The sequence below is a fragment of the Neobacillus notoginsengisoli genome (assembly GCF_003515685.1).
Classification (GTDB): domain Bacteria; phylum Bacillota; class Bacilli; order Bacillales; family Cytobacillaceae; genus Bacillus_D; species Bacillus_D notoginsengisoli.
Window position 1 is genome coordinate 30,438 of the sequence record NZ_QWEG01000001.1, and the last position, 22,200, is coordinate 52,637.

Annotated in this window: 19 protein-coding genes; 13 read left to right on the top strand and 6 right to left on the bottom strand. The window is 46.6% G+C overall.

Features of this window, described 5'->3' with window-relative positions; translation table 11 throughout:
* Window positions 1-231 precede the first annotated feature (231 nt).
* Window positions 232-636 (bottom strand): YtxH domain-containing protein, encoded by a 405-nt coding sequence (locus tag D1B31_RS00160; protein ID WP_118918738.1) that lies wholly within the window; start codon window positions 634-636, stop codon window positions 232-234.
* A gap of 472 nt (window positions 637-1,108) precedes the next feature.
* Between D1B31_RS00160 and yhzF the strand changes: the two genes are divergently transcribed.
* Window positions 1,109-1,300: a membrane protein YhzF gene (yhzF, locus tag D1B31_RS00165; protein WP_118918739.1), complete on the top strand. Its 192-nt coding sequence runs from the start codon at window positions 1,109-1,111 to the stop codon at window positions 1,298-1,300.
* A gap of 70 nt (window positions 1,301-1,370) precedes the next feature.
* Here the strand turns inward: yhzF and D1B31_RS00170 are convergent, their stop codons facing one another.
* A complete protein-coding gene (locus D1B31_RS00170; RefSeq protein WP_118918740.1) occupies window positions 1,371-1,916 on the bottom strand; it encodes a tryptophan transporter in 546 nt (181 codons plus the stop codon).
* Window positions 1,917-2,054: 138 nt separating this feature from the next.
* Window positions 2,055-2,477 (bottom strand): HIT family protein, encoded by a 423-nt coding sequence (locus D1B31_RS00175; RefSeq protein ID WP_118918741.1) that lies wholly within the window; start codon window positions 2,475-2,477, stop codon window positions 2,055-2,057.
* Between the two features lie 577 nt (window positions 2,478-3,054).
* On the opposite strand from D1B31_RS00175, the gene D1B31_RS00180 reads away from it, so the two are divergent.
* From D1B31_RS00180 to D1B31_RS00190, 3 genes are all read left to right on the top strand, one after another.
* Window positions 3,055-3,795, top strand: a complete 741-nt coding sequence (locus D1B31_RS00180) for an ABC transporter ATP-binding protein (RefSeq protein ID WP_118918742.1) — start codon at window positions 3,055-3,057, stop codon at window positions 3,793-3,795.
* A complete protein-coding gene (locus tag D1B31_RS00185) occupies window positions 3,788-4,999 on the top strand; it encodes an ABC transporter permease (RefSeq protein ID WP_118918743.1) in 1,212 nt (403 codons plus the stop codon). Before D1B31_RS00180 ends, D1B31_RS00185 begins: the two co-directional genes overlap by 8 nt.
* A 111-nt stretch (window positions 5,000-5,110) precedes the next feature.
* Window positions 5,111-5,845 carry an EcsC family protein gene (locus tag D1B31_RS00190; RefSeq protein ID WP_118918744.1) on the top strand — a complete coding sequence of 245 codons (735 nt, stop codon included), beginning with the start codon at window positions 5,111-5,113 and terminating at the stop codon, window positions 5,843-5,845.
* 151 nt (window positions 5,846-5,996) lie between these two features.
* On the opposite strand, the gene D1B31_RS00195 is transcribed toward D1B31_RS00190, so the two are convergent.
* Together D1B31_RS00195 and D1B31_RS00200 are read right to left on the bottom strand one after the other, a co-directional pair.
* Window positions 5,997-7,397 carry a hypothetical protein gene (locus D1B31_RS00195; RefSeq protein ID WP_118918745.1) on the bottom strand — a complete coding sequence of 467 codons (1,401 nt, stop codon included), beginning with the start codon at window positions 7,395-7,397 and terminating at the stop codon, window positions 5,997-5,999.
* Between the two features lie 134 nt (window positions 7,398-7,531).
* Window positions 7,532-8,023, bottom strand: a complete 492-nt coding sequence (locus D1B31_RS00200; protein ID WP_118918746.1) for an antibiotic biosynthesis monooxygenase family protein — start codon at window positions 8,021-8,023, stop codon at window positions 7,532-7,534.
* Between the two features lie 361 nt (window positions 8,024-8,384).
* Here D1B31_RS00200 and hemE point away from each other — a divergent pair, with 361 nt between their 5' ends.
* From hemE to D1B31_RS00245, 9 genes are all read left to right on the top strand, one after another.
* Entirely contained in the window at window positions 8,385-9,428 is a 1,044-nt protein-coding gene (gene hemE, locus D1B31_RS00205) for a uroporphyrinogen decarboxylase (RefSeq protein WP_118918747.1), read from the top strand.
* A gap of 171 nt (window positions 9,429-9,599) precedes the next feature.
* Window positions 9,600-10,535 (top strand): ferrochelatase, encoded by a 936-nt coding sequence (gene hemH / locus D1B31_RS00210; RefSeq protein ID WP_118918748.1) that lies wholly within the window; start codon window positions 9,600-9,602, stop codon window positions 10,533-10,535.
* 30 nt (window positions 10,536-10,565) lie between these two features.
* A complete protein-coding gene (gene hemY / locus D1B31_RS00215) occupies window positions 10,566-11,993 on the top strand; it encodes a protoporphyrinogen oxidase (RefSeq protein ID WP_118918749.1) in 1,428 nt (475 codons plus the stop codon).
* Window positions 11,994-12,272: 279 nt separating this feature from the next.
* Entirely contained in the window at window positions 12,273-12,851 is a 579-nt protein-coding gene (locus D1B31_RS00220) for a TetR/AcrR family transcriptional regulator (RefSeq protein ID WP_118918750.1), read from the top strand.
* Window positions 12,852-12,980: 129 nt separating this feature from the next.
* Window positions 12,981-15,176 (top strand): YhgE/Pip domain-containing protein, encoded by a 2,196-nt coding sequence (locus tag D1B31_RS00225; protein WP_240035091.1) that lies wholly within the window; start codon window positions 12,981-12,983, stop codon window positions 15,174-15,176.
* A 181-nt stretch (window positions 15,177-15,357) separates the two neighbouring features.
* On the top strand, window positions 15,358-16,092 hold the full coding sequence (locus tag D1B31_RS00230; RefSeq protein ID WP_118918751.1) for an MBL fold metallo-hydrolase: 735 nt from the start codon (window positions 15,358-15,360) through the stop codon (window positions 16,090-16,092).
* Between the two features lie 92 nt (window positions 16,093-16,184).
* The gene (locus tag D1B31_RS00235) at window positions 16,185-17,174 is read left to right on the top strand and encodes a lipoate--protein ligase (RefSeq protein WP_118918752.1); all 990 of its coding nucleotides are present in this window, start codon (window positions 16,185-16,187) and stop codon (window positions 17,172-17,174) included.
* Window positions 17,175-17,842: 668 nt separating this feature from the next.
* Complete coding sequence (locus tag D1B31_RS00240) at window positions 17,843-19,408, top strand: fatty acid--CoA ligase family protein (RefSeq protein ID WP_118919193.1); 1,566 nt, start codon at window positions 17,843-17,845, stop codon at window positions 19,406-19,408.
* 92 nt (window positions 19,409-19,500) lie between these two features.
* Window positions 19,501-20,277, top strand: coding sequence for an enoyl-CoA hydratase-related protein (locus tag D1B31_RS00245; RefSeq protein ID WP_118918753.1), 777 nt, complete (start codon window positions 19,501-19,503; stop codon window positions 20,275-20,277).
* Window positions 20,278-20,946: 669 nt separating this feature from the next.
* Here the strand turns inward: D1B31_RS00245 and D1B31_RS00250 are convergent.
* Window positions 20,947-22,167 carry a DUF871 domain-containing protein gene (locus D1B31_RS00250; protein WP_338036439.1) on the bottom strand — a complete coding sequence of 407 codons (1,221 nt, stop codon included), beginning with the start codon at window positions 22,165-22,167 and terminating at the stop codon, window positions 20,947-20,949.
* Window positions 22,168-22,200: the final 33 nt, after the last annotated feature.

Below are 22,200 nucleotides of genomic sequence, written 5' to 3' on the forward strand. Positions count from 1 at the left end.
CCAGTCACCGACAATCCTAAAAGCTAATTGAACGAAAGTAATCGGGAAATCATTCACACTTTTTTAATATTGTGTGTTTTTTCTATATTAACATTATGCCAATAAAATAAAAATTAATAAAGTATAAATTTACTAAATTTTTAGAAATTGATATTTTTTCCCGTAAAAAGGCAGAGATTTTGAAAAAGCCTTCCTTTGCATTTCGCAAAAGAAGGCATATTTTTAGAAACATCATTGGCGGGCGTTGTTGTGATCGACTCCATGCGCGTTACTCGTAGCAGAATGTGCCGAAAGCTCATTTTCCAGATGGCCTATTGCCGCTTCGATTTCACTTATTTCTTTTTGGATTTCAATTTGCTGAGGTAGGGTTTCCGCTTTCCATCTGCCAATTGCAGTATTCACTTCCTGAATAAAGCGGGAAACGTGGACGCGTCCCTCCTTCGTGGCATACGCTGAGGCGTCCTTTACATCCATAATGCTTTGTTTTAAATCTTTCAACTGGCTAATAAACGTATCCTTGCTGTTTTTTAGGGTTTCCCTCGTTTCTCTTCCGGACTGTGGTACCGTAAACAAAGTTGCCAGTCCTGCAGCTGCGCTTCCTAGCAGGAATCCATAAAGGAATCGTTTTGCTCCCATAACAGTCAACACCTCTCTAAGTGGATTGCTTTCCTATATTTTACACAATATGTGAATAGCATGCCAAGTCTCGCCATAATCTTTAATATCACTAATTTCAATTCATAAACCTTCTATTAATAAAACGAACTAAACTTTTAACGTTGTCGTTGATTTGCGCTCCACAAAGGAAAGCTTCTGAGAATAATCATCGCAGTGACAGGCGGTTTTTGCCTGTCACGAGGCACTTCGCTTTCCGCGGGGCGTCAGTGGAGCCTCCTCTGCGCTTGGGCGCCTGTGGGGTCTCCACCTTGCCGCTTCATCCCGCAGGACATTGATTGGCACCCTTGAATCCGCCCACGCACGAAGGAAACGCGTAGCGTTTTCGAGGAGTCTACGTGCCTTCCACTCCAATCAACTATGTACAATTCTTTAGTTCGACCTATAAAATGATTCTCTTTGATGAACAGAATAAGAAAAGGGAGGTATGCGGATGACTGCAGCAGCTGCATTTTTCTTTTTGACAAGCGGCTTACTAGTAGGAGGGATTTTATATAATCTTGCCTTGTATAAAAAACCCGGGATGTATCCTCCGAAGAGGCTATTAATAAAACGGGCCTCTTCTTTAGCATCAGGATTGGGAATTTTTCTCTTTCTTGGCCTTTTGATTATTTTCCTCAAATAATGGAATAAAGAGGGAGATGATTGAGCAATTAAAAAATCCGGGCACTTTGCCCGGATTCGTCGTTTCAATCTTATTTTTGTTCCTGAACGGCTGCTTGAACAGGAGAAAATCCTGTTCTTTTAATGACAGACCGCACAACTGGATACACGACAGAAATCGTAATGGTGTTCAATGCGACCGCTGGGAGGACAACGCCCACAAAGAGCGCGCCAAATGTCATAGAACCCGGAAGGCCGGCAATGAACTGTGCCGAGCCAAGAAATACCGATCCTGATACAATTGTGCCGACAGCAGTCAGAGCGCCTGCTCCAACCAATGTATGGCTGAACTTTTTAAATGCCAGGAACAGCAGGTAAAACACAAACGCAGTCACTAGCTTATCAATGATATTTGGAAGCTGGCCGGCAGGGAAGGAAGTTGTAAGGGCCGATAAAAGACCTGTTACAATTCCGACAAGCAGGACATTCTTCTTATCAGGGAAAAGCATAATTCCCAGGAACATCATTGTCAGCATCATGTCTGGTTTCATGCCATTTCCGATTCCCGGAATGACAGCGTGCAACACTGCGCCAATCCCCATTAATAATGATAGGGCCACAAGGTTTTTCGTATTCATTTCTCATCTCTCCTCTGCTTTACTAAGCTAATTTGGTTCCTCCTGCAGTGCGCTCGTTGCCTGCAGCGAAAAACTTAAAGCCATTATAGCACAAATCTTGTAAAAGAATATAGTGTAAATTTTCAGATTTCTAGTTACCTACCCGATCCGGCTGCCGATACCTTTAGCCATTGCGTTTAAATCATCGAAGGAATAGTCGTCCTGATGGGTTTTCCAAACAGCCCCAAAGCCATCGCCCTTCCCGTAACGCGGAATAAGGTGGAGATGAAAATGGAAAACCGATTGTCCTGCTTCTTCCCCATTGTTATTCAGCGTATTTAGTCCGATGGGGGTAAACTCCTCTTTTAAAGCTTTGGCTATCGCCGGGACAGCTTTATATAAATTAGCCGCAATGTCAGGAGTCAATTCATAAATGTTTTCCTTATGTACCTTCGGGATGACAAGCGTATGCCCCTTTGTGACCTGGCTGATATCGAGAAACGCCAGAACATGTTCATCTTCGTAAACCTTAGCCGACGGGATTTCTCCTTTGATAATTTTGCAAAAAATGCAGTTATCCATCGTACCACAACCCCTTCCTCTTTTACCGGTATTTTAGCACAACCGAGAGGGCAAAAAAAGAAAAGGACAGGATCCGCATAGGAATCCCGCCTTCGTGAAGGGGAAACTTCTTTTAACGTCTAAGTTCAGGAAGTTTCTTTGACAAGCACCTCATTTGACAATGAAATGTACAGGCAAAACCGACTTCGTCCAAGCGAACCATCCCCAAACATTTAGTAGTTGATTACAACGTAAACCTTTGTTTGATGGTTTCTTTGATCAACACCTCATTTGCGAAAATGCTGCCTGCGAATCAGACAGTCCGGTGTGCTGAAGACTTAAAGCCTGTGCAAAACGACCATCCCCTCATTTTGAACGTTAGAAGCAGCTTTTCTTGAATGGAAACTGTCTTTGACAGACACCCCTCTTCAATGAATGGTGAGCTAATTCCCCTTCAATCATTAGAATGGCCTGAAAAGGGAAGGAATATGAATGGCAGGACCTGCCAACTTTTAACGAAATGGTAATTGCTCAACATTTCGCTTAAGGGGCAATTTTTGCTAAAATAGGTGGTATTAAGCAAGGAAGGGCGTTTGCCATGTCTTTATTATCAATTAATGAATTAACGGGCGGTTATACGAAGAATCCTGTATTGAAAAATGTAACCTTTGAAGTTGGGGCTGGGGAACTGGTTGGCCTAATAGGCTTGAACGGCGCCGGCAAAAGCACGACCATCAAACACATTATCGGCCTGCTCGAGCCGCATTCCGGGGAAATTAAAATAAACGGCAAGTCATTTTCCGGAAATAAGGAGGAGTATCGGAAACAGTTCACATTTATTCCAGAGACACCGATTCTTTATGAAGAACTGACCCTTGAAGAACATCTTGAACTGACAGCAATGGCTTACGGCCTTGATCGAGATGAATACAAAAAGAGAATGCCTGGCCTATTGAAGGAATTCAGGATGGAGAAAAGGCTTAAATGGTTCCCTGCCCACTTTTCAAAGGGCATGAAGCAAAAGGCGATGATTATGTGCGCGTTTCTCGTTGAGCCTGCCCTCTATATTGTCGACGAGCCGTTTGTTGGACTTGACCCGCTTGGGATCCAGTCGCTGCTTGACTTAATGTCGAAGATGAAAGCGAATGGTGCCGGAATCCTGATGTCAACCCATATCCTTGCCACAGCTGAACGATATTGCGACCGTTTCGTCATTATCCATGAAGGGCGGATTCGCGCAAAAGGAACGCTCGAAGAACTGAGGCGCGAGTTTAGCATGCCCGGGGCGACATTGGATGATTTGTATATTCAGCTGACGAAGGAAGAGAACCATGTTTGACGGCACGAGGCTTTGGAAAGAGCGGGCAGGGCACAGGGTGAAAGAGCTTGGCCGCTACTTGAAATATATATTTAACGGCCATATTGTCATTGTCCTATTGTTTTTACTTGGGACAGCAGCCTATTACTACCAGGAATGGCTGAAGACTCTGGATACGGGTTTCCCGTCGGAAATGATTGGGGCGATTGTTTTTGGGTTGTTCCTTACTTTAAGCCCTGTCTATAATTTCTTGAGGGAAGCGGACAAGGTGTTCCTTCTTCCACTCGAGGAAAAACTGAGCGGATTTTTCCTGCGCTCAAGTATAGTGAGCGGAGCTTTGCAGAGCTATGTTTTACTTATGCTTCTAGCTTTATTTATGCCGCTTTTTGCAAAAACAGGCGGGATTGGCTTTTCGATGTTTTTGCCAACGCTATTGCTCCTGCTTGCAGTAAAGGCGTGGAATATCGCGGCGCAATGGAAGGTGTCTTTCCAGGCGGATGCGTCATCCATTTTGATAGACAAGGCCATTCGTTTTTTGCTTAATGCTGCTTTCAGCTATTTATTATTTGCAGGAAATGGATTCTTGCTGCTCGTGCCTTTTGTAGGGATCATGTTTGCATACCTTGGTTATTTCCACTCGGCCGCAAGAGGGAAAGGGCTTCAATGGGAGGCGCTGATTGCCGGAGAGGAAAAACGGATGATGGCGTTTTACCGGCTCGCCAATCTGTTTACGGATGTTCCTCATTTAAAGGAAAACGTAAAAAGGCGGAGCTGGTTGGACTTTCTGCTCTCAGGTATTCCTTTTGTGCAAAAAAGGGCGCCGCTCTATTTGCTTGCGCGGACCTTTCTTCGCGCGGGTGATTATCTCGGACTCTCAATCAGGCTTTCAGTCATCGGTTCGCTTGGCATTATCCTGATTTCCTATGGGCCTGGACAGATTTTCTTTGCTTTGCTGTTTCTTTATTTAACCGGTTTTCAGCTCATGCCGCTTGCTTCCCACCATGAAAATAACTTGTGGAGTGAGTTGTATCCAGTGGCTGCAGCCCACAATAAATTAGCATTTCAGCGGCTGCTCAGTATTGTGCTTATAGCGCAAACCGCCATTTTCACAATGGTTATTCTAGTTTCAGGGAAAATGGTAGCTGCAATTGGCGTTTTGGCATTAGGCGCCGCCTTTACATTTGCTTTCGTCAAGTTCTATAGTGTCCGTAAGCTGAAAAATTGATCCCTTTCGCTTTGAAAGGGATTTTTTCATCTAAAGGCATTGATTTTGAAACCGAAGATGTGCTTTTCCGTAAATAGGGTACTACTTTATCAAAAAAAGGTTGTGTGTGCATTGAATGATTATGAATTGAACGTACTTGGAGAGGTAAAAGAATGGAAGCGGAAATGCTCGGCGCGGTCGAGTATGTTCAACAGGTTGTCCAAGAAAGCACAGGGCAAAATCAACAGCCTCATACCGGAAAAGGTCCACAATGCGATGACCGAGGCAATCAAGGGAATGGTCAAGGCGACTCTGGCAGGATCGAATTTTACGACGAAAAAACCCGTTGAGCCTCAGCCGGATCTTATAAAGATGGATGAGGAGGCAAAAAGGAAAGTAAATGTGTTTCAAAAAACGGCAATGATTGAAGGGGCCGGTACAGGTGCGGGTGGAATTTTGCTTGGACTGGCGGACTTTCCGCTGCTTTTGACAATTAAAATGAAATTTTTGTTCGAACTTGCGGCTGTGTACGGTTTCAACACAGAGGAATATGAAGAGAGGCTGTTCCTTCTTCATGTCTTTCAGCTCGCTTTTTCAAGCGATGAGACGAGGTTTGAAACATTGGATGTCATTGATCATTGGGAGGAACGAAAGAGGAATCTGGCTGATATGGACTGGCGGGAATTTCAACAGGAATACCGCGATTATATTGACCTCGCAAAAATGCTCCAGCTCGTACCTGGTATAGGTGCGGTGGTCGGTGCCTATGCGAACAACAAACTACTTGGGCATCTTGGGGAAACTGCGATGAATGCATACAGGCTTCGGATTCTGAAGAGCGGTGGGTCTGCTGAAGGAAAAGGGTAGGGAGATGAAAGGTCGATTGGCAAACGTCCTGATTTTTTTCTGGATCCATTTGTAACAACGCGATACAGGAACGGTATCCGAGGCTTAGGCCGGTTAATAAGACAAAATAAAAACAGCCATGGCGGCTGTTTTTTGTTTTGAAAAGGTGCAGTCAGATTAGGAACATGGCGGCAATCGTTGTAACGGCAAGGCCGATGACAACTGGCAGGAGATTCCTTCTGGCAAGTTCGAAGGGGTCAACATTGCAGATGGCTGCTGCGGGGATTAACGCCCATGGGACGAGTGTTCCGCCGCCGACCCAAATGGCTGCGATTTGTCCAAGGGCTGTGAGTGTTTCCGCTCCTTTGCCGATTGATGCGGCAAATAGGCCCGCTACCGATCCCGCTAGCGAAATACCGGAAAACCCTGATCCGTCCAGGCCGGTAATCGCTCCCACAGTTGTCAGGGTAACGGCGGCGATTTCTTTGCTTAATGGTACAAGGCCCGCCAGAGCGATGCCGAGATCGTTTACGATTCCATGAGAAGTTTTGGGTAGGGAGTCGCCAATGATTGTGCTAAAGCCTGAATCTCCCAGGTAGAAAAATGCGGCAATTGGAATGACGGGGCCGAACACTTTAAAGCCGAATTGAAAGCCGTCAATTAAATAGGCTGTTGTTTTCTCAAGCCCTTTGTTTTTATGGGCGGTAAGAGTGATGGCGAGCAAAATGAAAATGGACGTACCGCCAACGAGTGCTGTCGCGTCCCCGCCTTGCAGATCCAAAACGAACATCGCCGCTACGTCAATGGCGAATAGGATTGGGACGAAGAGGGCGAAGAAGCGTTTTTGCCAAGTGGAAAGAAGGGTTTGGCTGTTATGGGCCGGCTGGGTTGTTCCGCCTGGCACGACCCCTGTTGATCCGGTCAGTTTTCCGCTTCTCATGTCCCGTTTAAGGAAATAGAAAGCGGTCAATGTTGTTACGGTTCCCATGATGAAAACGAGTGGAATACTGGCGCTTAATACGTCCCCAACTGGAAGGCCTGCTGCATCGGCAGTCAGCTTCGGTGCAGCTTGGATGACGAAATCACCGGAAAGCGCGATGCCATGGCCGAAGAGATTCATCGCCATCGCCACGCCTAGTGCGGGCAGTCCAGCTCTAATTGCTACCGGCAAAAGAACCGCGCCGAGAAGTGCGACCGCCGGGGATGGCCAGAAGAACCACGAAATAATCATCATCAGGATCCCAATTGTCCAATAAGCGAGTGTAGAATTTCTGATCAGCTTCGTAAAAGGGGAAATCATGACATCATTAATGCCAGTTGTTGTCAGCGTTTTGCTCATGGCGACAATGATCGAGATGACGAGGATCGTCGACAGAAGTTCCGTTATGGCGTAAATGAAGCTGTTGAACACACTGCTTACCGAGCCGCTAACCGAACCGGTCGCTGTGATCGCAATGAGAAAGATACCGATGATGCAAACAAGCGCGGTATCGCGCCGCATCACCATAAAACCGATAATAAGACCAATAAAGATAACATATATCCAATGGAGAGCCGTAAGCTCCGCAACCATGCGAATATCCTCCCTTCATGCATCCGTATAAGTAGGCGAACGACCCAATTTGGGATGTAATACAGAATATGAAAATCGGGAGAAGTGGTGAAAGGTGCAAACAAAAAAAGAACAGGGCGGCTTGCCCTGTTCCTTTATTCTGAAATATAGTATTTCGTGATGTATGATTTCCCGGAAAAGATGCTTTGCCCGGATTCTTCGGTTTTGGCACCGTGCGATTTGCCGAAAGCGTTAGAGTCTTTCCAGCTCTGGAAGGCAGCCTCATCTTCCCACGCAGTCAAAATGACATACGTATTGGATTTAATCGGCCGGAGTACTCTTATAGCCTGAAAACCAGGTGATGATTCAATTTTGCCGGCGCGGTTTTTGAAGCGGTACTCGAACACAGGCCGTCCTTCCTCGGTTACCGGGATGTTATTCATAACGATAAGCCCCGGGTTGCCAAGGCTTCCAACCGATTCAAGCACCTCGAATTTCCTTGGTGAGGCGAAAACGGTTTTTCCTTCCGTTTCATGGACGAGAAGGGCACTGTCTTCCCCGGTCATTAAAACCATCTTTTCCTTGCTGTGTTTTTCGGCAAGCCTTTCCAAAAAGTCATACGTTCCCGCGGTCATGTAAAGATTCATCGTATCAGCTCCAATTTATTTAATAAAAGACAGCATGAGAAGAACAAAAGGTTTCTCATGTGCTGCCATCCGTACGGAATAATTCCGGCTCGTGAAGCATTCCTTTGGGCGGTCTGCCCGGTCTAAATGGACGGCAGGATATGCTGGGAGTGAGGCACTGGAACCGTCCCCATGCATCATTTTCCCGGTTGTGGCAGAGTTGCAAACGTAATTACGACTTTTTTTTGACAGTTGGCTGGGATGTGTGTACACCTTCTAGATTAACAGATATAGTTTAAACAGACTAAAATTGTAAAGTTTTTATTTTTACGGTGGTTATATTAGAATGGATACTGAGAAGTTGTGAAAGGTGGAAACTGAGATGAGAGAAATCAATGAAACATTTTTGAAGGCAGCGAGGGGTGAAAAGACAGGACATGTTCCAGTTTGGTATATGCGTCAGGCGGGGCGTTCCCAGCCTGAGTACCGGGCGATTAAGGAAAAGTATTCCCTGTTTGAAATTACCCACCAGCCTGAATTGTGTGCATATGTTACCCGCCTTCCGGTAGAACAATATAATGTCGATGCGGCAATTTTATATAAAGATATTATGACCCCGCTTCCTGCACTTGGAGTTGACGTTGAGATTAAGTCAGGAATCGGCCCTGTCATAGACAACCCGATTAGATCGGTGGCTGATGTTGAAAAGCTTGGTGAACTCAATCCAGAGGAAGATGTTCCATATGTCATCGAGACGATCAAAATCCTGACACAGGAACAGCTTTCCGTTCCTTTGATTGGTTTTTCCGGCGCGCCTTTCACCCTTGCAAGCTATATGATCGAGGGCGGCCCTTCAAAGAATTATAATAAAACAAAGGCATTCATGTACTCGGAGCCAGAGGCTTGGTTCGCGCTCATGAATAAGCTGGCTGATACAACGATTACGTATGTGAAAGCACAAGTCAATGCTGGCGCGAGAGCCATCCAGATTTTCGATTCATGGGTTGGCGCTTTGAATGTGGCGGATTACCGCTATTATATTAAGCCTGTCATGGAACGTATATTCACTGAACTAAGAAAAGAGAATGTTCCTTTGATCATGTTCGGCGTTGGCGCAAGCCATCTCGCTGTGGAATGGAACGATCTTCCGCTTGATGTTGTCGGACTTGACTGGAGGCTTCCAATCAGCGAGGCGCGGAAAATGGGCGTTACCAAAACTGTCCAGGGCAACCTAGACCCGGCTCTTCTCCTTGCTCCATGGGAGTATATTGAAGAGCGCGCGAGGGAAATCCTTGACCAGGGAATGACACAGCCTGGCTATATTTTCAACCTTGGCCACGGTGTATTCCCGGCCGTAAATCCGGAAACCTTGAAAAGGCTCACCTCTTTTGTACACGAATATTCAGCGTCTAAATTAAGTAAGTAATAATAAACAATGCAATAGAAGTGTAAAATGGTGGTATACTAGCCTTCTTTTTGGCAAAATAGAATGGGAATGACTTGCGGCAGGGAGAAATCCCTGCCGCAATTGCGGTTGAAAAAACCAATTAATTACATAATGCACTGGCAGAAGCCGGAACAATAAGAGGTGTGGAATATGGCAAAAAAGAAAATGGGCCTCCTCGTCATGGCATACGGGACTCCTTATACACTCGATGATTTGGAGCGGTACTATACACATATTCGCCGTGGACGGAAGCCTTCTCCTGAAATGCTTGAGGAGCTGCGCGGGCGCTATGAAGCAATTGGCGGAATCTCCCCGCTATCACATATCACAGAAGACCAGGCGGAAGGACTGGAAGCCCGCCTCAATTCAATACAGGATGAAATTGAGTTTAAAATGTATCTTGGCCTGAAGCATATCGAACCATATATCGAAGACGCGGTAAAACAAATGCATGAGGACGGGATTGAAGAGGCTGTCAGCATTGTACTCGCACCGCATTTTTCAACATTCAGCGTCAAGTCCTATAATGGCCGCGCAAAAGAAGAAGCCGAAAAGCTTGGTGGCCCTAACATCGTTTCAGTGGAAAGCTGGTATGACGAACCGAAATTCATTACTTACTGGGCAAAAAAAGTAAAGGACATTTTTGCGAAAATGCCTGAAGAACAAAGAGAAAAGGCTGTCCTGATCGTTTCAGCCCACAGCCTGCCTGAACGAATTCTCCAATCTGGCGATCCGTACCCTGAGCAGTTGAAGGAAACGGCCGATTTGATTGCAGCGGAAGCGGGTATAGAACATTATGCTGTCGGCTGGCAAAGCGAAGGCCAGACACCAGAACCGTGGCTCGGACCGGATGTGCAGGATTTGACAAGGGACCTTTACGAAAAACATGGGTATAAAGCGTTCGTCTATGTACCGGCGGGATTTGTATCTGATCATCTCGAAGTACTGTATGACAATGATTACGAATGCAAGGTCGTAACAGACGAAATTGGCGCTGCCTACTACCGTCCGGATATGCCGAACGCGAGGGAAGATTTTATTGATGCCCTTGCAACTGTCATCATGAAAACATTAGGGAAAGAATAGTAGAATAAATGCAAAAAAGAGGCGATGTACGTGGAGGCAGGTAAGAAAAGAGTCCTTATCATTGGCGGTGGCATGGCGGGATTGACGTCCGCCTACTACCTTCAGAAAATAGTGCGCGAAAGGGGACTGCCTCTTGAAGTGATCCTTTTGGAAGCGTCCCATCGCCTCGGCGGGAAAATGCAGACGGTCGTCAAGGACGGATTTATCATCGAACGCGGGCCTGATTCCTTTTTAGCGCGAAAGACGAGTATGTCCAGGCTTGCCGCTGAAGTTGGCATGAAGGATGAGTTGATTAGCAATTCAACAGGGAAGTCGTATGTTCTTGTGAATGACAGGCTTCACCCAATGCCCGGCGGCTCCATTATGGGGATTCCGACCGAGGTGGGACCGTTCATCACGACCGGCCTGTTTTCCGTGCCGGGCAAAATGCGTGCGGCAGCTGATTTTATTTTGCCAAAGTCACCTGCTGGCCAGGACCAGTCATTAGGGCGTTTTTTCAGGCGGAGACTCGGCAATGAAGTTGTCGAAAACCTGATAGAACCGCTTTTATCAGGCATTTACGCTGGTGATATTGACCAGATGAGCCTGATGGCGACTTTTCCGCAATTTTACCAGGTGGAGCAAAAATCCCGCAGCCTGATTCTCGGTATGAAGCAAATGGCGCCGCCACCAGCGAAAAAAACACCAGACAGCGGTGGGAAAAAGAAAGGCGGAGCGTTTCTTACGTTCAGGACAGGGCTGCAGTCATTTGCCGAAGCGATTGAGGCGAGATTAGAACCCAATTCAGTATTAAAAGGGTTAAAGGCAACTAGCATTGAAAAAGTAGATGATGATTACGAAGTCATCTTGAACAATGGAGAGTCGCTGATTGCAGACTGCATCATTTCGGCAGTTCCACACCATATTGCGCAGTCAATTTTTTCGGGTTACAGTTTTTTCGACCCATTAAAAAGTGTTCCGTCCACTTCGGTGGCGAATGTGGCCATGGCGTTTCCGGAAAGTGCGATTAAGCAGGATATTGACGGAACAGGATTTGTCGTTTCCAGGAATGCGGATTACACGATCACAGCATGTACATGGACACATAAAAAATGGTCGCATGCGGCACCCGCGGGAAAAGCTTTACTCCGCTGTTATGTTGGAAAGCCGGGCGATGATACAATCGTTGATTTGTCCGATGATCAAATTACGAGAATAGTTCTTGAAGACTTGAGTAAAACGATGGAAATTGATGGTGACCCTGAGTTTGTCGTGGTTTCCCGCTGGAAAGATGCCATGCCGCAATATACTGTTGGTCATAAGCAGCGGCTTGAAACGTTAAGAGGGCATATTGCTGCCGAACTGCCAGGTGTTTTCCTTGCTGGAGCATCTTATGAAGGTGTTGGGCTGCCTGACTGTATTGACCAGGGAGAAGCGGCGGCCAAGGATGTTTTGGACTATCTTAATTTAGGCGACTGAAAACGGGAAAAGGACCCCCGTTGAAAAAATACACTATATCATAGCAATAGCAATCAAGGATGCGCTGGGAGAACTCGGCGCATTTTTTGGTGTTATATAGTAATGGGGAATCTTAGCTTCCAGTCCGAATAGGAAGAACTAATCAGACGGGCGCTGCTCTCCAAATGTAGCCTCTTGTTTTTTAAATAACAGTCTGTTATACTATTTTTTGTACAAAATGACCGTTTTGTTCAAATGGTCATTATTGATTAAAAGACTGTTATTACTGGAGGTGGGGCATTGTCAATCGACCGAAGGCAGCAAATTATTGAAGCTGCGACAAAGTCATTCTCACTGTTTGGCTACAAGGCTACAACGATGGATCAAGTAGCGAGGCTGGCCAATGTTGGAAAGGGCACGATCTATACTTTTTTCAAAAATAAAGAAGAATTATTCGATGAAATTATTACGTCCCTTATTAAAGAGATGAAGAGGGAAGCGGATGAAGCCTTTGACCCAACCCTTTCGTTCCACGAGAAAGTCCATCGCTCCCTGTATAAAATGCTTAAATTCCGAAAAGAGCATCAGCTGACAATCAAGCTGTTCCAGGAAGAAAAGGAAATGGGAACCCCTGCTGTCCAGGAGGTGCTTGCGGCTGTTGAACAGGCCATCATCAATTATATGAAAGAAAAAGTGGTAGATGGCATCGCGGCTGGGGAAATTGAGGAATGTGACCCGGAAGTAACAGCTTTTATCATTTTGAAGCTTTATGTATCATTGATTTTTGACTGGGAAAAAAACCACCAGCCACTCGAAAAAGAAGAAATCGCCCGCATTTTTGAAAGGTATATTTTTCAGGGCCTGAAAAAGAAGAATTGAGATACACTGAGGGAATAAGAAAAAACCAGTAAAACAGATGGGATTATCAAACCGATTGGTAATCCTTCATTTAAGCTTCAAAATGACCTATTGAACAAAGTGGTCACTTATTATTAGGAGGTCAAACGAGTGAAAAACATCATGATGAAACAGGAACTGGCAGCTATTTTGAAAAACAAGAAGCTTCTGATTCCCATCCTTGCCGTTATGTTCATCCCTGTCTTGTATGCGGGAATGTTCCTTTGGGCTTTCTGGGATCCTTACACTAAACTGGCCGATTTGCCTGTCGCTGTCGTCAACAGTGATATCGGAGCGGAGTTTAATGGCAAGGAGCTTCGACTCGGGGAAGACCTCGTAAACAAGCTAAAAGACAGTAAGGAGTTCAAATTTATACAGGTTGGCAAGCAGCAAGGGTACAAACAATTGAAGAACCAGAAGTACTATATGCTCATTGAAATTCCAACCGATTTTTCCGAAAATGCGACAACCTTGCTTGATGACAATCCGGAAAAACTAAAGCTGATTTACGTGCCGAACGAGAGCTACAATTTCTTGTCCGCGCAAATTGGCGAAACAGCGGTCGAAAAAATTAAAGCATCCCTTTCTGAAAAAGTGACGGAAACATACGCGGAAACAATGTTTGAAAAGATTGGCGACCTTACCGATGGGGTTAATAAGGCGAGTGAAGGTGCCCGACAGGTCAGTGACGGCTCTTTTGATTTGGAAACCGGCTCAGCCAAACTGAATGATGGGCTTAAGACACTGGCCGGCAAAGCAATCGAATTCTCCGAAGGGGCGAATAAACTAAATGCCGGGGCGCGCGAGGTAAGTGAAGGGAACAATCAGCTTGCGAAAGGCATGTCAGAACTTCAGTCAGGTCATGGCAAAATCACTGCCGGGGCTGAACAGGTAAAAAGCGGCGTCGACCAGCTTGCCAGGGGAGCCGTCCGTTCTAGGGAAGGAATGGAGGCCCTTAAAAGTAAACTGCCGTCTATGATGGACGGAATGAACAAGCTTCAGCAAGGTGCCAGCGAATTAAATGCTAAAACAGGTGAATGGCAAAAAGGGTCCCAAGCGGCCGCCTCGGGTGCTGCAACACTTAACGGTGGAATAAACGAACTTGTCCAGGGCCTGAAGCCAATGCTTGCAAGCCTTCCTGAGCAGCAGCGCCAGGTTTATGAGCAAAAGCTGGCTGAGTTGCAAGCAGGCAGTGCTCAGCTAGCCGCGGCTACGGGTCAGCTAAGCGGTGGCGCTGATAAAATACAGGCGGGGACCTCCTCCTTGGCCAATGGACTTGGTGAACTGAAAAATGGACAAGCACAGGCCATGCAAGGGGTCGAAGCGCTCTATAAGGGAAGTTTGGAACTTGAATCAGGTTCGAAACAATTGTCCGAGGGCCAGCAAAAAGTCATTACAGGGTTAAAAACGTATGAAGGAGAATTCGCCAAGGCGAAAGCAGGAGCCGATGAACTTGCAGCCGGTTCTTCCGAGCTAACTGGGGGAGCGAGCCAGCTCGCCGCTGGAACGGATGCGCTTAAGTCAGGAACCGGAAAGCTCGCAGAAGGTTCCGAACAGCTGGCAAAAGGCAGTTCCGAGCTTGCCAACGGCTCTAAAGAACTTGCCGACAAGCTTGCGGATGGCGCAAAGGAAGCATCCGGAGTGAAAGCTAACGACCAGACGTACAATATGATGGCCGACCCGGTCAAAGTGAAAAATGAGAAAATAAATCAAGTGCCGAATTACGGGACAGGTTTTGCTCCATACTTCCTGTCACTTGGATTATTTGTCGGCGCCTTGCTCCTGTCCATCGTATTCCCATTACGGGAAGCGGCGGGAATGCCGAGAAATGGTTTCAGCTGGTTTGCAGGCAAGTTCGGGATACTGGCCGGGATTGGCATGATCCAGGCATTGCTTGCGGATGCCATCCTTCTCGGCGCTTTGGGAATTGAAGTTAAGAGCATTCCCCTCTTCATATTGTTCTCGATTGTGACGAGCCTGACATTCATTACGCTCATCCAGTTCCTTGTGACAACAATGGGCGACCCGGGACGATTCCTGGCGATTATCATTTTGATTCTGCAGCTTACGACAAGCGCAGGAACGTTCCCGCTTGAACTGATCCCAGACTTCCTGCAGCACTTCAATGCATTTTTGCCAATGACTTACTCGGTAGCGGGATTCAAATCGGTCATTTCCAGCGGCGATTTCGCCTATATGGGGCAAAACATGCTCGTCCTTGGTGGGTTCACCGCGGTCTTCATTCTTGGAACACTCGGTTACTTTATCACAATGCATAAAAAGAAATACGCCGTTTTGGTGAACTAACGACGAAGCAGCTGCCTATTAGATTGGCGGCTGCTTTTTGGTGTTTTCGCTATTTTGACTTGTTTGCCGTTTTTTTGCAAAATTGAGCCCTGCCTGTCCACTAACACGCTGAACATGAAAAAGTTTGTATTTTTAAGTATAGTAAATACTAGAAATATTAGAGATAATGAGGTGGAAATACATGAAGTTGACGGTTATTGGCTATTGGGGTGGGTACCCGAAGAAAAATGGCGCAAGCACGGGGTATTTGCTTGAGCATGATGGCTATAAGCTGCTTATCGACTGCGGGAGCGGGGTGTTGGCCAAGCTGCAGAATGTGGTCCAGCCGGAAGAACTGGATGCAGTTATCTTGTCGCACTACCACCCCGACCATGTGGCAGACATCGGTGTTCTATACCATGCCCGGCTTATTCAAGGATTCCTTAAGGGGAAATTGCCGGTGCTCCCTATTTACGGCCACGGGGAGGATGAAGGCGAATTTAAAAAACTGACCCACGATGGGGTTACGAATGGTTTTGCTTACGAACCGAATGTGCCGCTCCAGATTGGCCCGTTCGACATAACTTTCCTGAAAACGGTCCATCCGGTTCCATGTTATGCGATGAGGTTCGAAGCTGGGGGAAAATCACTCGTTTATACAGCTGACACTGCGTTCAATGAAGAATTCATTCCGTTTAGCAAAAATGCCGAAGTGCTGCTCGCGGAATGCAACTTCTATGCGGACCAATCCGGACAGGGGGCAGGCCATATGACGAGCACTGAAGCCGGGAAATTGGCGAAACGCGCAGAGGTAGGGCAATTGATCTTGACCCACTTGCCTCATTACGGGGATATACACCAACTGGTCGAAGAAGCCTCACAAGAATTTAGCGGCCAAATCAATTTAGCCGAGGAATTCATGTCAATCGAATTGTAATCGCATAGGGCAAAAATGCCAAACACCGCGACGGCGGCAAAACAAAAGAAGGGGCATCCTTTTGCCCGGCAAAATAGAAAAGGGGTATTGCCATGCTGTTTATAGATAATAAAGGAATTACAGATCCACGAATCAATTTGGCCATCGAGGAATATGCGCTAAAGAACCTTGATATTAATCGGACCTATCTGCTATTTTACATAAACGAACCATCAATTATTATTGGCAAAAACCAGAATACAATCGAGGAAATCAATACTGACTACGTTGAGGCGAATGGAATTCATGTCGTCCGCAGGCTGTCAGGCGGCGGGGCTGTGTACCACGACCTCGGAAACCTGAATTTCAGTTTCATCACAAAAGATGACGGGGAAAGCTTCCATAACTTCCGCAAGTTCACCGAACCGGTTGTAGCAGCTCTTGGAAGGCTTGGGGTAAACGCGGAATTAAGCGGCAGGAATGACATCACCGTTGAAGGCCGGAAAATATCCGGAAACGCGATGTTCTCCACGAAGGGCAGGATGTTCAGCCACGGTACCTTAATGCTCGATTCGGAGATCGATGCTGTTGTAGCAGCGTTAAAGGTGAGAAAAGACAAAATTGAATCAAAAGGGATTAAATCGATCAGAAGCCGGGTCGCTAATATTGCCGAGTTCCTGGACAGGAAGGTGACCATGGAGGAGTTCCGTACTCTTCTTTTGAGGTATATTTTTGACGGGGTAGAAGATATCCCCGAATATAAACTGACTGATGAGGACTGGGAAAAAATCCATCAGCTTTCAAAAGAACGCTACCAAAACTGGGACTGGAACTACGGACGTTCACCGAAGTTCAACCTGCAGCGTTCGCACCGTTTCCCTGTCGGTTCAATTGATTTAAGGCTTGAAGTCGAAAAAGGCTATATCGATCATTGCAAAATCTACGGCGATTTCTTCGGGGTAGGCGAGGTTTCCGAAATTGAAGAAAAGCTGCAAGGCATCCGCTACGACCGCTCGGACATTGCCCAGGCACTTGAAGATGTGGACATCAAGCATTACTTTGGCAACATCACAAAAGAAGAATTTGTTGAGCTGGTTTATTAATCCTGTTTGCATGTCGAGGAGGGGTGTGGTCCGCGTCAAAGTCTGTTTTAAAATTGGTTTGAATGACGCACAAGACTTCGATTCGCGTCAAAGTTTCGTTTAAAATGGGCTTGAATGACGCGCAAGGCCCTGATTCGCGTCAAAGTCTCGTTTATAATGGGTTTGAATGACGCACAAGACTTTGATTCGCGTCAAAGTTTCGTTTAAAATGGGCTTGAATGACGCGCAAGGCCGTGATTCGCGTCAAAGTTTCGTTTAAAATGGGCTTGAATGACGCGCAAGACTGTGAATCGCGTCAAAGTCTCGTTTATAATAGGCTTGAATGACGCGCAAAGCTTGGATTCGCGTCAAAGTCTCGTTTAAAATTGGCTTGAACGACGCGCAAGGCTGTGATTCGCGTCAAAGTCTCGTTTAAAATTGGTTTGAATGACGCACAAACCTTGGATTCGCGTCAAAGCACCAGGATTCAGGAATACAAATGCATTAGTAAAATCTATCTGTTTGTCACCTCCGCTGCTAAGTCAGCGGGGGTTTTTTACCTGCCTCAGAATCTCCGCAAAGGTACGCTGTAAAACTTGAAGGAGGACGATGCATTCTCTATAATGAATTTAGAATATTTTAAATTTAGCAGGAAGGTGAATGGGCTCCATTCACGCCTCAAGGGGGAGTTGAACTTATCAACAAAGCTTCACGAGACTGCACAAGCCATGCCGGAAAAGGATGCTTATATGTTCATGGGCAAGTCGACGTCCTACGGGGAATTGGATGCCGCGGTTACAAAATTTGCATCTGGACTTGAAAAGCTTGGAATCAAAAAAGGGGACCATGTCGCCCTGCTGCTTGGAAACTCGCCTTATTTTGTCATCAGCCTATATGGCGCCCTCCGCCTCGGAGCCACCGTCATCCCTGTCAATCCCATCTACAGTCCAGACGAAATCGGTTATATCCTGAATAACGGTGATGTGAAAGCAGTCATTTCCCTCGATTTGCTTCTTCCTGTTGCCGAGAAATCCCACCACCTGCTGCCTAAGATTGAACAGTATATTATTTGCGACTCGAACCAGCCGGAAGCTGAGACTATACATAAAGAAGAACTTGGCATCTATCCGAAATTAAAGGCGTTTACAGACGTTCTTGCCTCTGGCCGGCTTGATTACGAAGGATCGGAACCGCATGAAAATGATACCGCTGTCATTCTTTACACATCCGGAACAACCGGTAAGCCAAAAGGCGCAATGCTGACGCACAAGAACCTTTATAGCAATGCGATCGACACCGCTAATTATTTGAATATAAACGAAACGGACAGGATCATTACCGTCCTGCCTATGTTCCATGTTTTCTGCCTGACCGTTGCCCTCAATGCACCCTTGATGAAAGGGGCGACGATGCTCATTGCGCCGAAATTCAGTCCACAGGATCTATTTGACCTTGCGCGGGACTATAAAGCGACTATCTTCGCGGGCGTTCCAACGATGTACAACTTCCTGCTTCAATATGCGAATGCCGGCGGGAATATAGAGGACTTCAAATCGCTTCGCCTTGCTGTTTCGGGAGGTGCATCCATGCCGGTCGCTTTGCTGAATCATTTTGAAAAGAAATTCAATGTACGTGTTTCGGAAGGATATGGACTTTCAGAGGCATCACCTGTCACCTGCTTCAACCCGCTGGACCGGGAAAGAAAGCCGGGTTCGATCGGAATGTCGATTGTCAATGTCGAGAACAAGGTTGTCGATGAGCTCGGCGAGGAAGTGCCTCCAGGCCAGGTTGGCGAGCTGATTGTTCGCGGACCGAATGTCATGAGAGGCTACTATAAAATGCCCGAGGAAACAGCAGCCACAATTCGTGATGGCTGGCTATATACAGGTGATCTTGCCCGGATGGACGACGAAGGCTATTTCTATATCGTTGACCGGAAGAAGGATTTGGTGATCGTTGGCGGCTACAATGTGTATCCTCGGGAGGTTGAGGAAGTGCTGTACGACCATCCGGAAATTATTGAAGCAGCCGTTGTCGGCATTCCGGATCCTGACTTCGGCGAAGCGGTCGTTGCTTATGCCGTTTCAAAAAATCCTAATTTGACTGAGGAAGAACTGCTGAATTATTGCAGTGAGCGCTTGGCAAAATACAAGCTGCCATCGAAAATTGAATTCCTCGAAGAGCTTCCGAAGAATACGACAGGGAAAATTTTGCGCAGGGCATTGAGAGCCCAAATCGAAGCTGCAAAACAGTAATTTGAAAGCAGAACTAATGAATATATTGTATAACGGGGGGCAGGCTGCCAGTGTCTGCCCCTTGCCAATGCCAATAGGAGGTAATAGCGACTATGGACCAAATTTTATTTGAAAAAAGAAACTATATCGGCATCATCACCCTCAACAGACCTGAAGCGATGAACGCCTTCAATTACGATACACTGTGCAGGCTAGAGGAAGTCGTCAAGGAAGTTAGTGAGGATTCTGATGTCCGCGTCGTTATTTTCACGGGCGCGGGGGGCAGGGCGTTCAGTGTCGGAGCTGACTTAAAGGAAAGAAGGACATTGACAGTTGACCAAGTGCTTCGGAATGTTGGCAAAATCAGTGAAGTATTCAATCTCGTCGATTTGATGCCGCAGCCAACAATTGCCGCAATGAACGGCTTTGCATTCGGTGGCGGAATGGAGCTTGCCCTTGCCTGCGATTTCAGGATTGCGGAAGAAGGCATCCAGCTGGGATTGACGGAAACGAGCCTAGCCATCATACCGGGTGCGGGCGGTACCCAGCGGCTGCCAAGGCTGATTGGCCAGGCAAAAGCACTCGAACTCATCCTTGGCGCCCACCGGCTAACAGCAGGCGAAGCAAATAAATACGGGCTGCTCACAAGAATTGCCGGAGAGGGCAGGGCAATGGAACTGAGCCTTGAATTTGCAAAAAATCTCCTCAATAACGGTCCGATTGCCCTCAGACAGGCAAAACTTGCGATCAAGAAGGGAATGGAGACCGATTTGCAGACAGGCTTGAAAATCGAAAGGCAGGCGTACGAAGTCCTGATTCCGACAGAAGACCGCGTCGAAGCGCTCCAGGCATTTAGCGAAAAGAGGAAGCCTAATTTTAAAGGGAAATAGGGATTCGGTAAAAAGAGAAGGCCGGGTTTTTAGAGGGAACAAACTGCGCTGGACAGGCGACAATCTAACTTTAATTGAGATTAACTAGTGAAAAAGGGCCATCATTATATTGCTAAAATAGTAGGCGTCAGACCCGGACTAGTCTCTCAACTATTCTTTAGTGAGAATTCACTAGTTAATTTGGGTTGGGAAGGTGGCGAGGGACTAGTAAACCGCTTGGATTAACTAGTGGAAAAAGGCCATCATTATTTTTTGAATATAGTAGGGGTCAGACGCCTACTAGATAAAAATAAAAAGGTAGTATGTTATCACTAGTGAAAATCGCATGCGGAAGGTTGAATTCACTAGTCGGTCTCCTGCACTTCCCCTACGCCTGCCGAAGAAATGAGCTTGAGATAACTAGCCAAACTTCGGTACTTACCTAGTTAATTTACATGTTTTCCAACTTGATAACTAGTCAGCCTCTGAGGTTAACTAGGTCAAAATAAAAATGTAGTAAATTTTCACTAGTAAAAAGAAATATATTTAGGTTCGATAACTAGTGCTCTCTGTTAAACAAACCGTCATATCAGCTGCAACCTTTAAAATCGACAGAACACATAGAAAGGAGCCTGCTGCCGGTTGAGCAGAGGCTCCTTTATTAGGCAAGAAAGCTCCGGCTTTATTAAACTAAACCCACCGCAGCATAAACCTGCAGCCGCCTTTAATAAACGGGAGCAGCGGCAGGTCCTCTTCAATCACTCTGCCTACCACATTCACTTTATCATCTGCAGTCAAGTCCTTTTTTGTAATCTGTACTTCGCCCTGATAGCGTCCGTATCGTTCATTATCTATTGTAATCGATCCGGTCGGGCGTTCCACTGTATTAAGCGGCGGGACACTTTTGGTGCCGATCAAGGCATACATCCTCGATTCCATTGAGCGGATTACATCTCTTGCCCTGTCTTGGCGGTTTGACTGGGTAGCAGAAAGTGTTTCAAGAAGATGCTGGTCACTTGTAAAAGAACGGGCACGTAGATAAAAAGTCTCATCCCTGTAAGATGAAAATTGCCTTAGTGCTCCCTCCGATAGTTCAGGGTCACCAATCAGGATTTTATCAATCTCTTCGTTCTCCTTCAAATCAAGATAGGCCGTAAAAGGGGAGAAGTGCCTGTGGTCTTCCAAAGTCGGCAATCCTTCAAATAAGGGTCCGCGCCTTGTCTCATCACCGGGGACGAACGCCATAACCGTAATGCCTTCCTCCTTCAGCAGCCGGTTTTTCTCTCTGAAGCTTTCCCGGTCAAGCCCTGTTTCCGGCCTTGGATAAAAATTATGCCAAGCTTCAACGGAGGAAGTGTTCAACCCGCATTTTTTTAAGGCAGTGATTTCCTCCCGGGTAAGCGTGCTCGCATTCAACGCCACTTTCATTTTTTGAGACAGAAGGGCGATGATTTCCGGTTCCACCCCATAATCGACCCGGAGCCCGCTAAGACCCCAATTAAGCAAGGAGTCGGCATTTTCCCAAGTGCAGCCAAGGTGTTTGAGCGAATTTGGTGAAATATCAGGGACAAGTTCCATATCAAGTTCCTTGGCAATTTTGCCGAGCGCCTTTAGCTCATCCCGGTAGCGGGCGGGGTTATCTTCGGGAATATGGAGGGAGGTGAAAATGGAATCGAAGCCATGTTCTTTCATTTTCCGGATATACGGTTCCTGGGCCGCGACAGGTTGTGATAAATAAACTGAAATGCCAAGCATTAAAAAAGCTCCTTTCGCTTTCAAAAGCGTTGTTGATTTCCACTTCGGGCACTCAGCGCCGCGCGGGGCGTCAGGGGAGCCTCCTCGGCGCTCAGGCGCCTGTGGGGTCTCCACCTTGCCGCTGCATCCCGCCGGAGTCGGTGCCCTTCGTTTCAATCAACGCGGTTATAATAACATTTCCTTCAATAT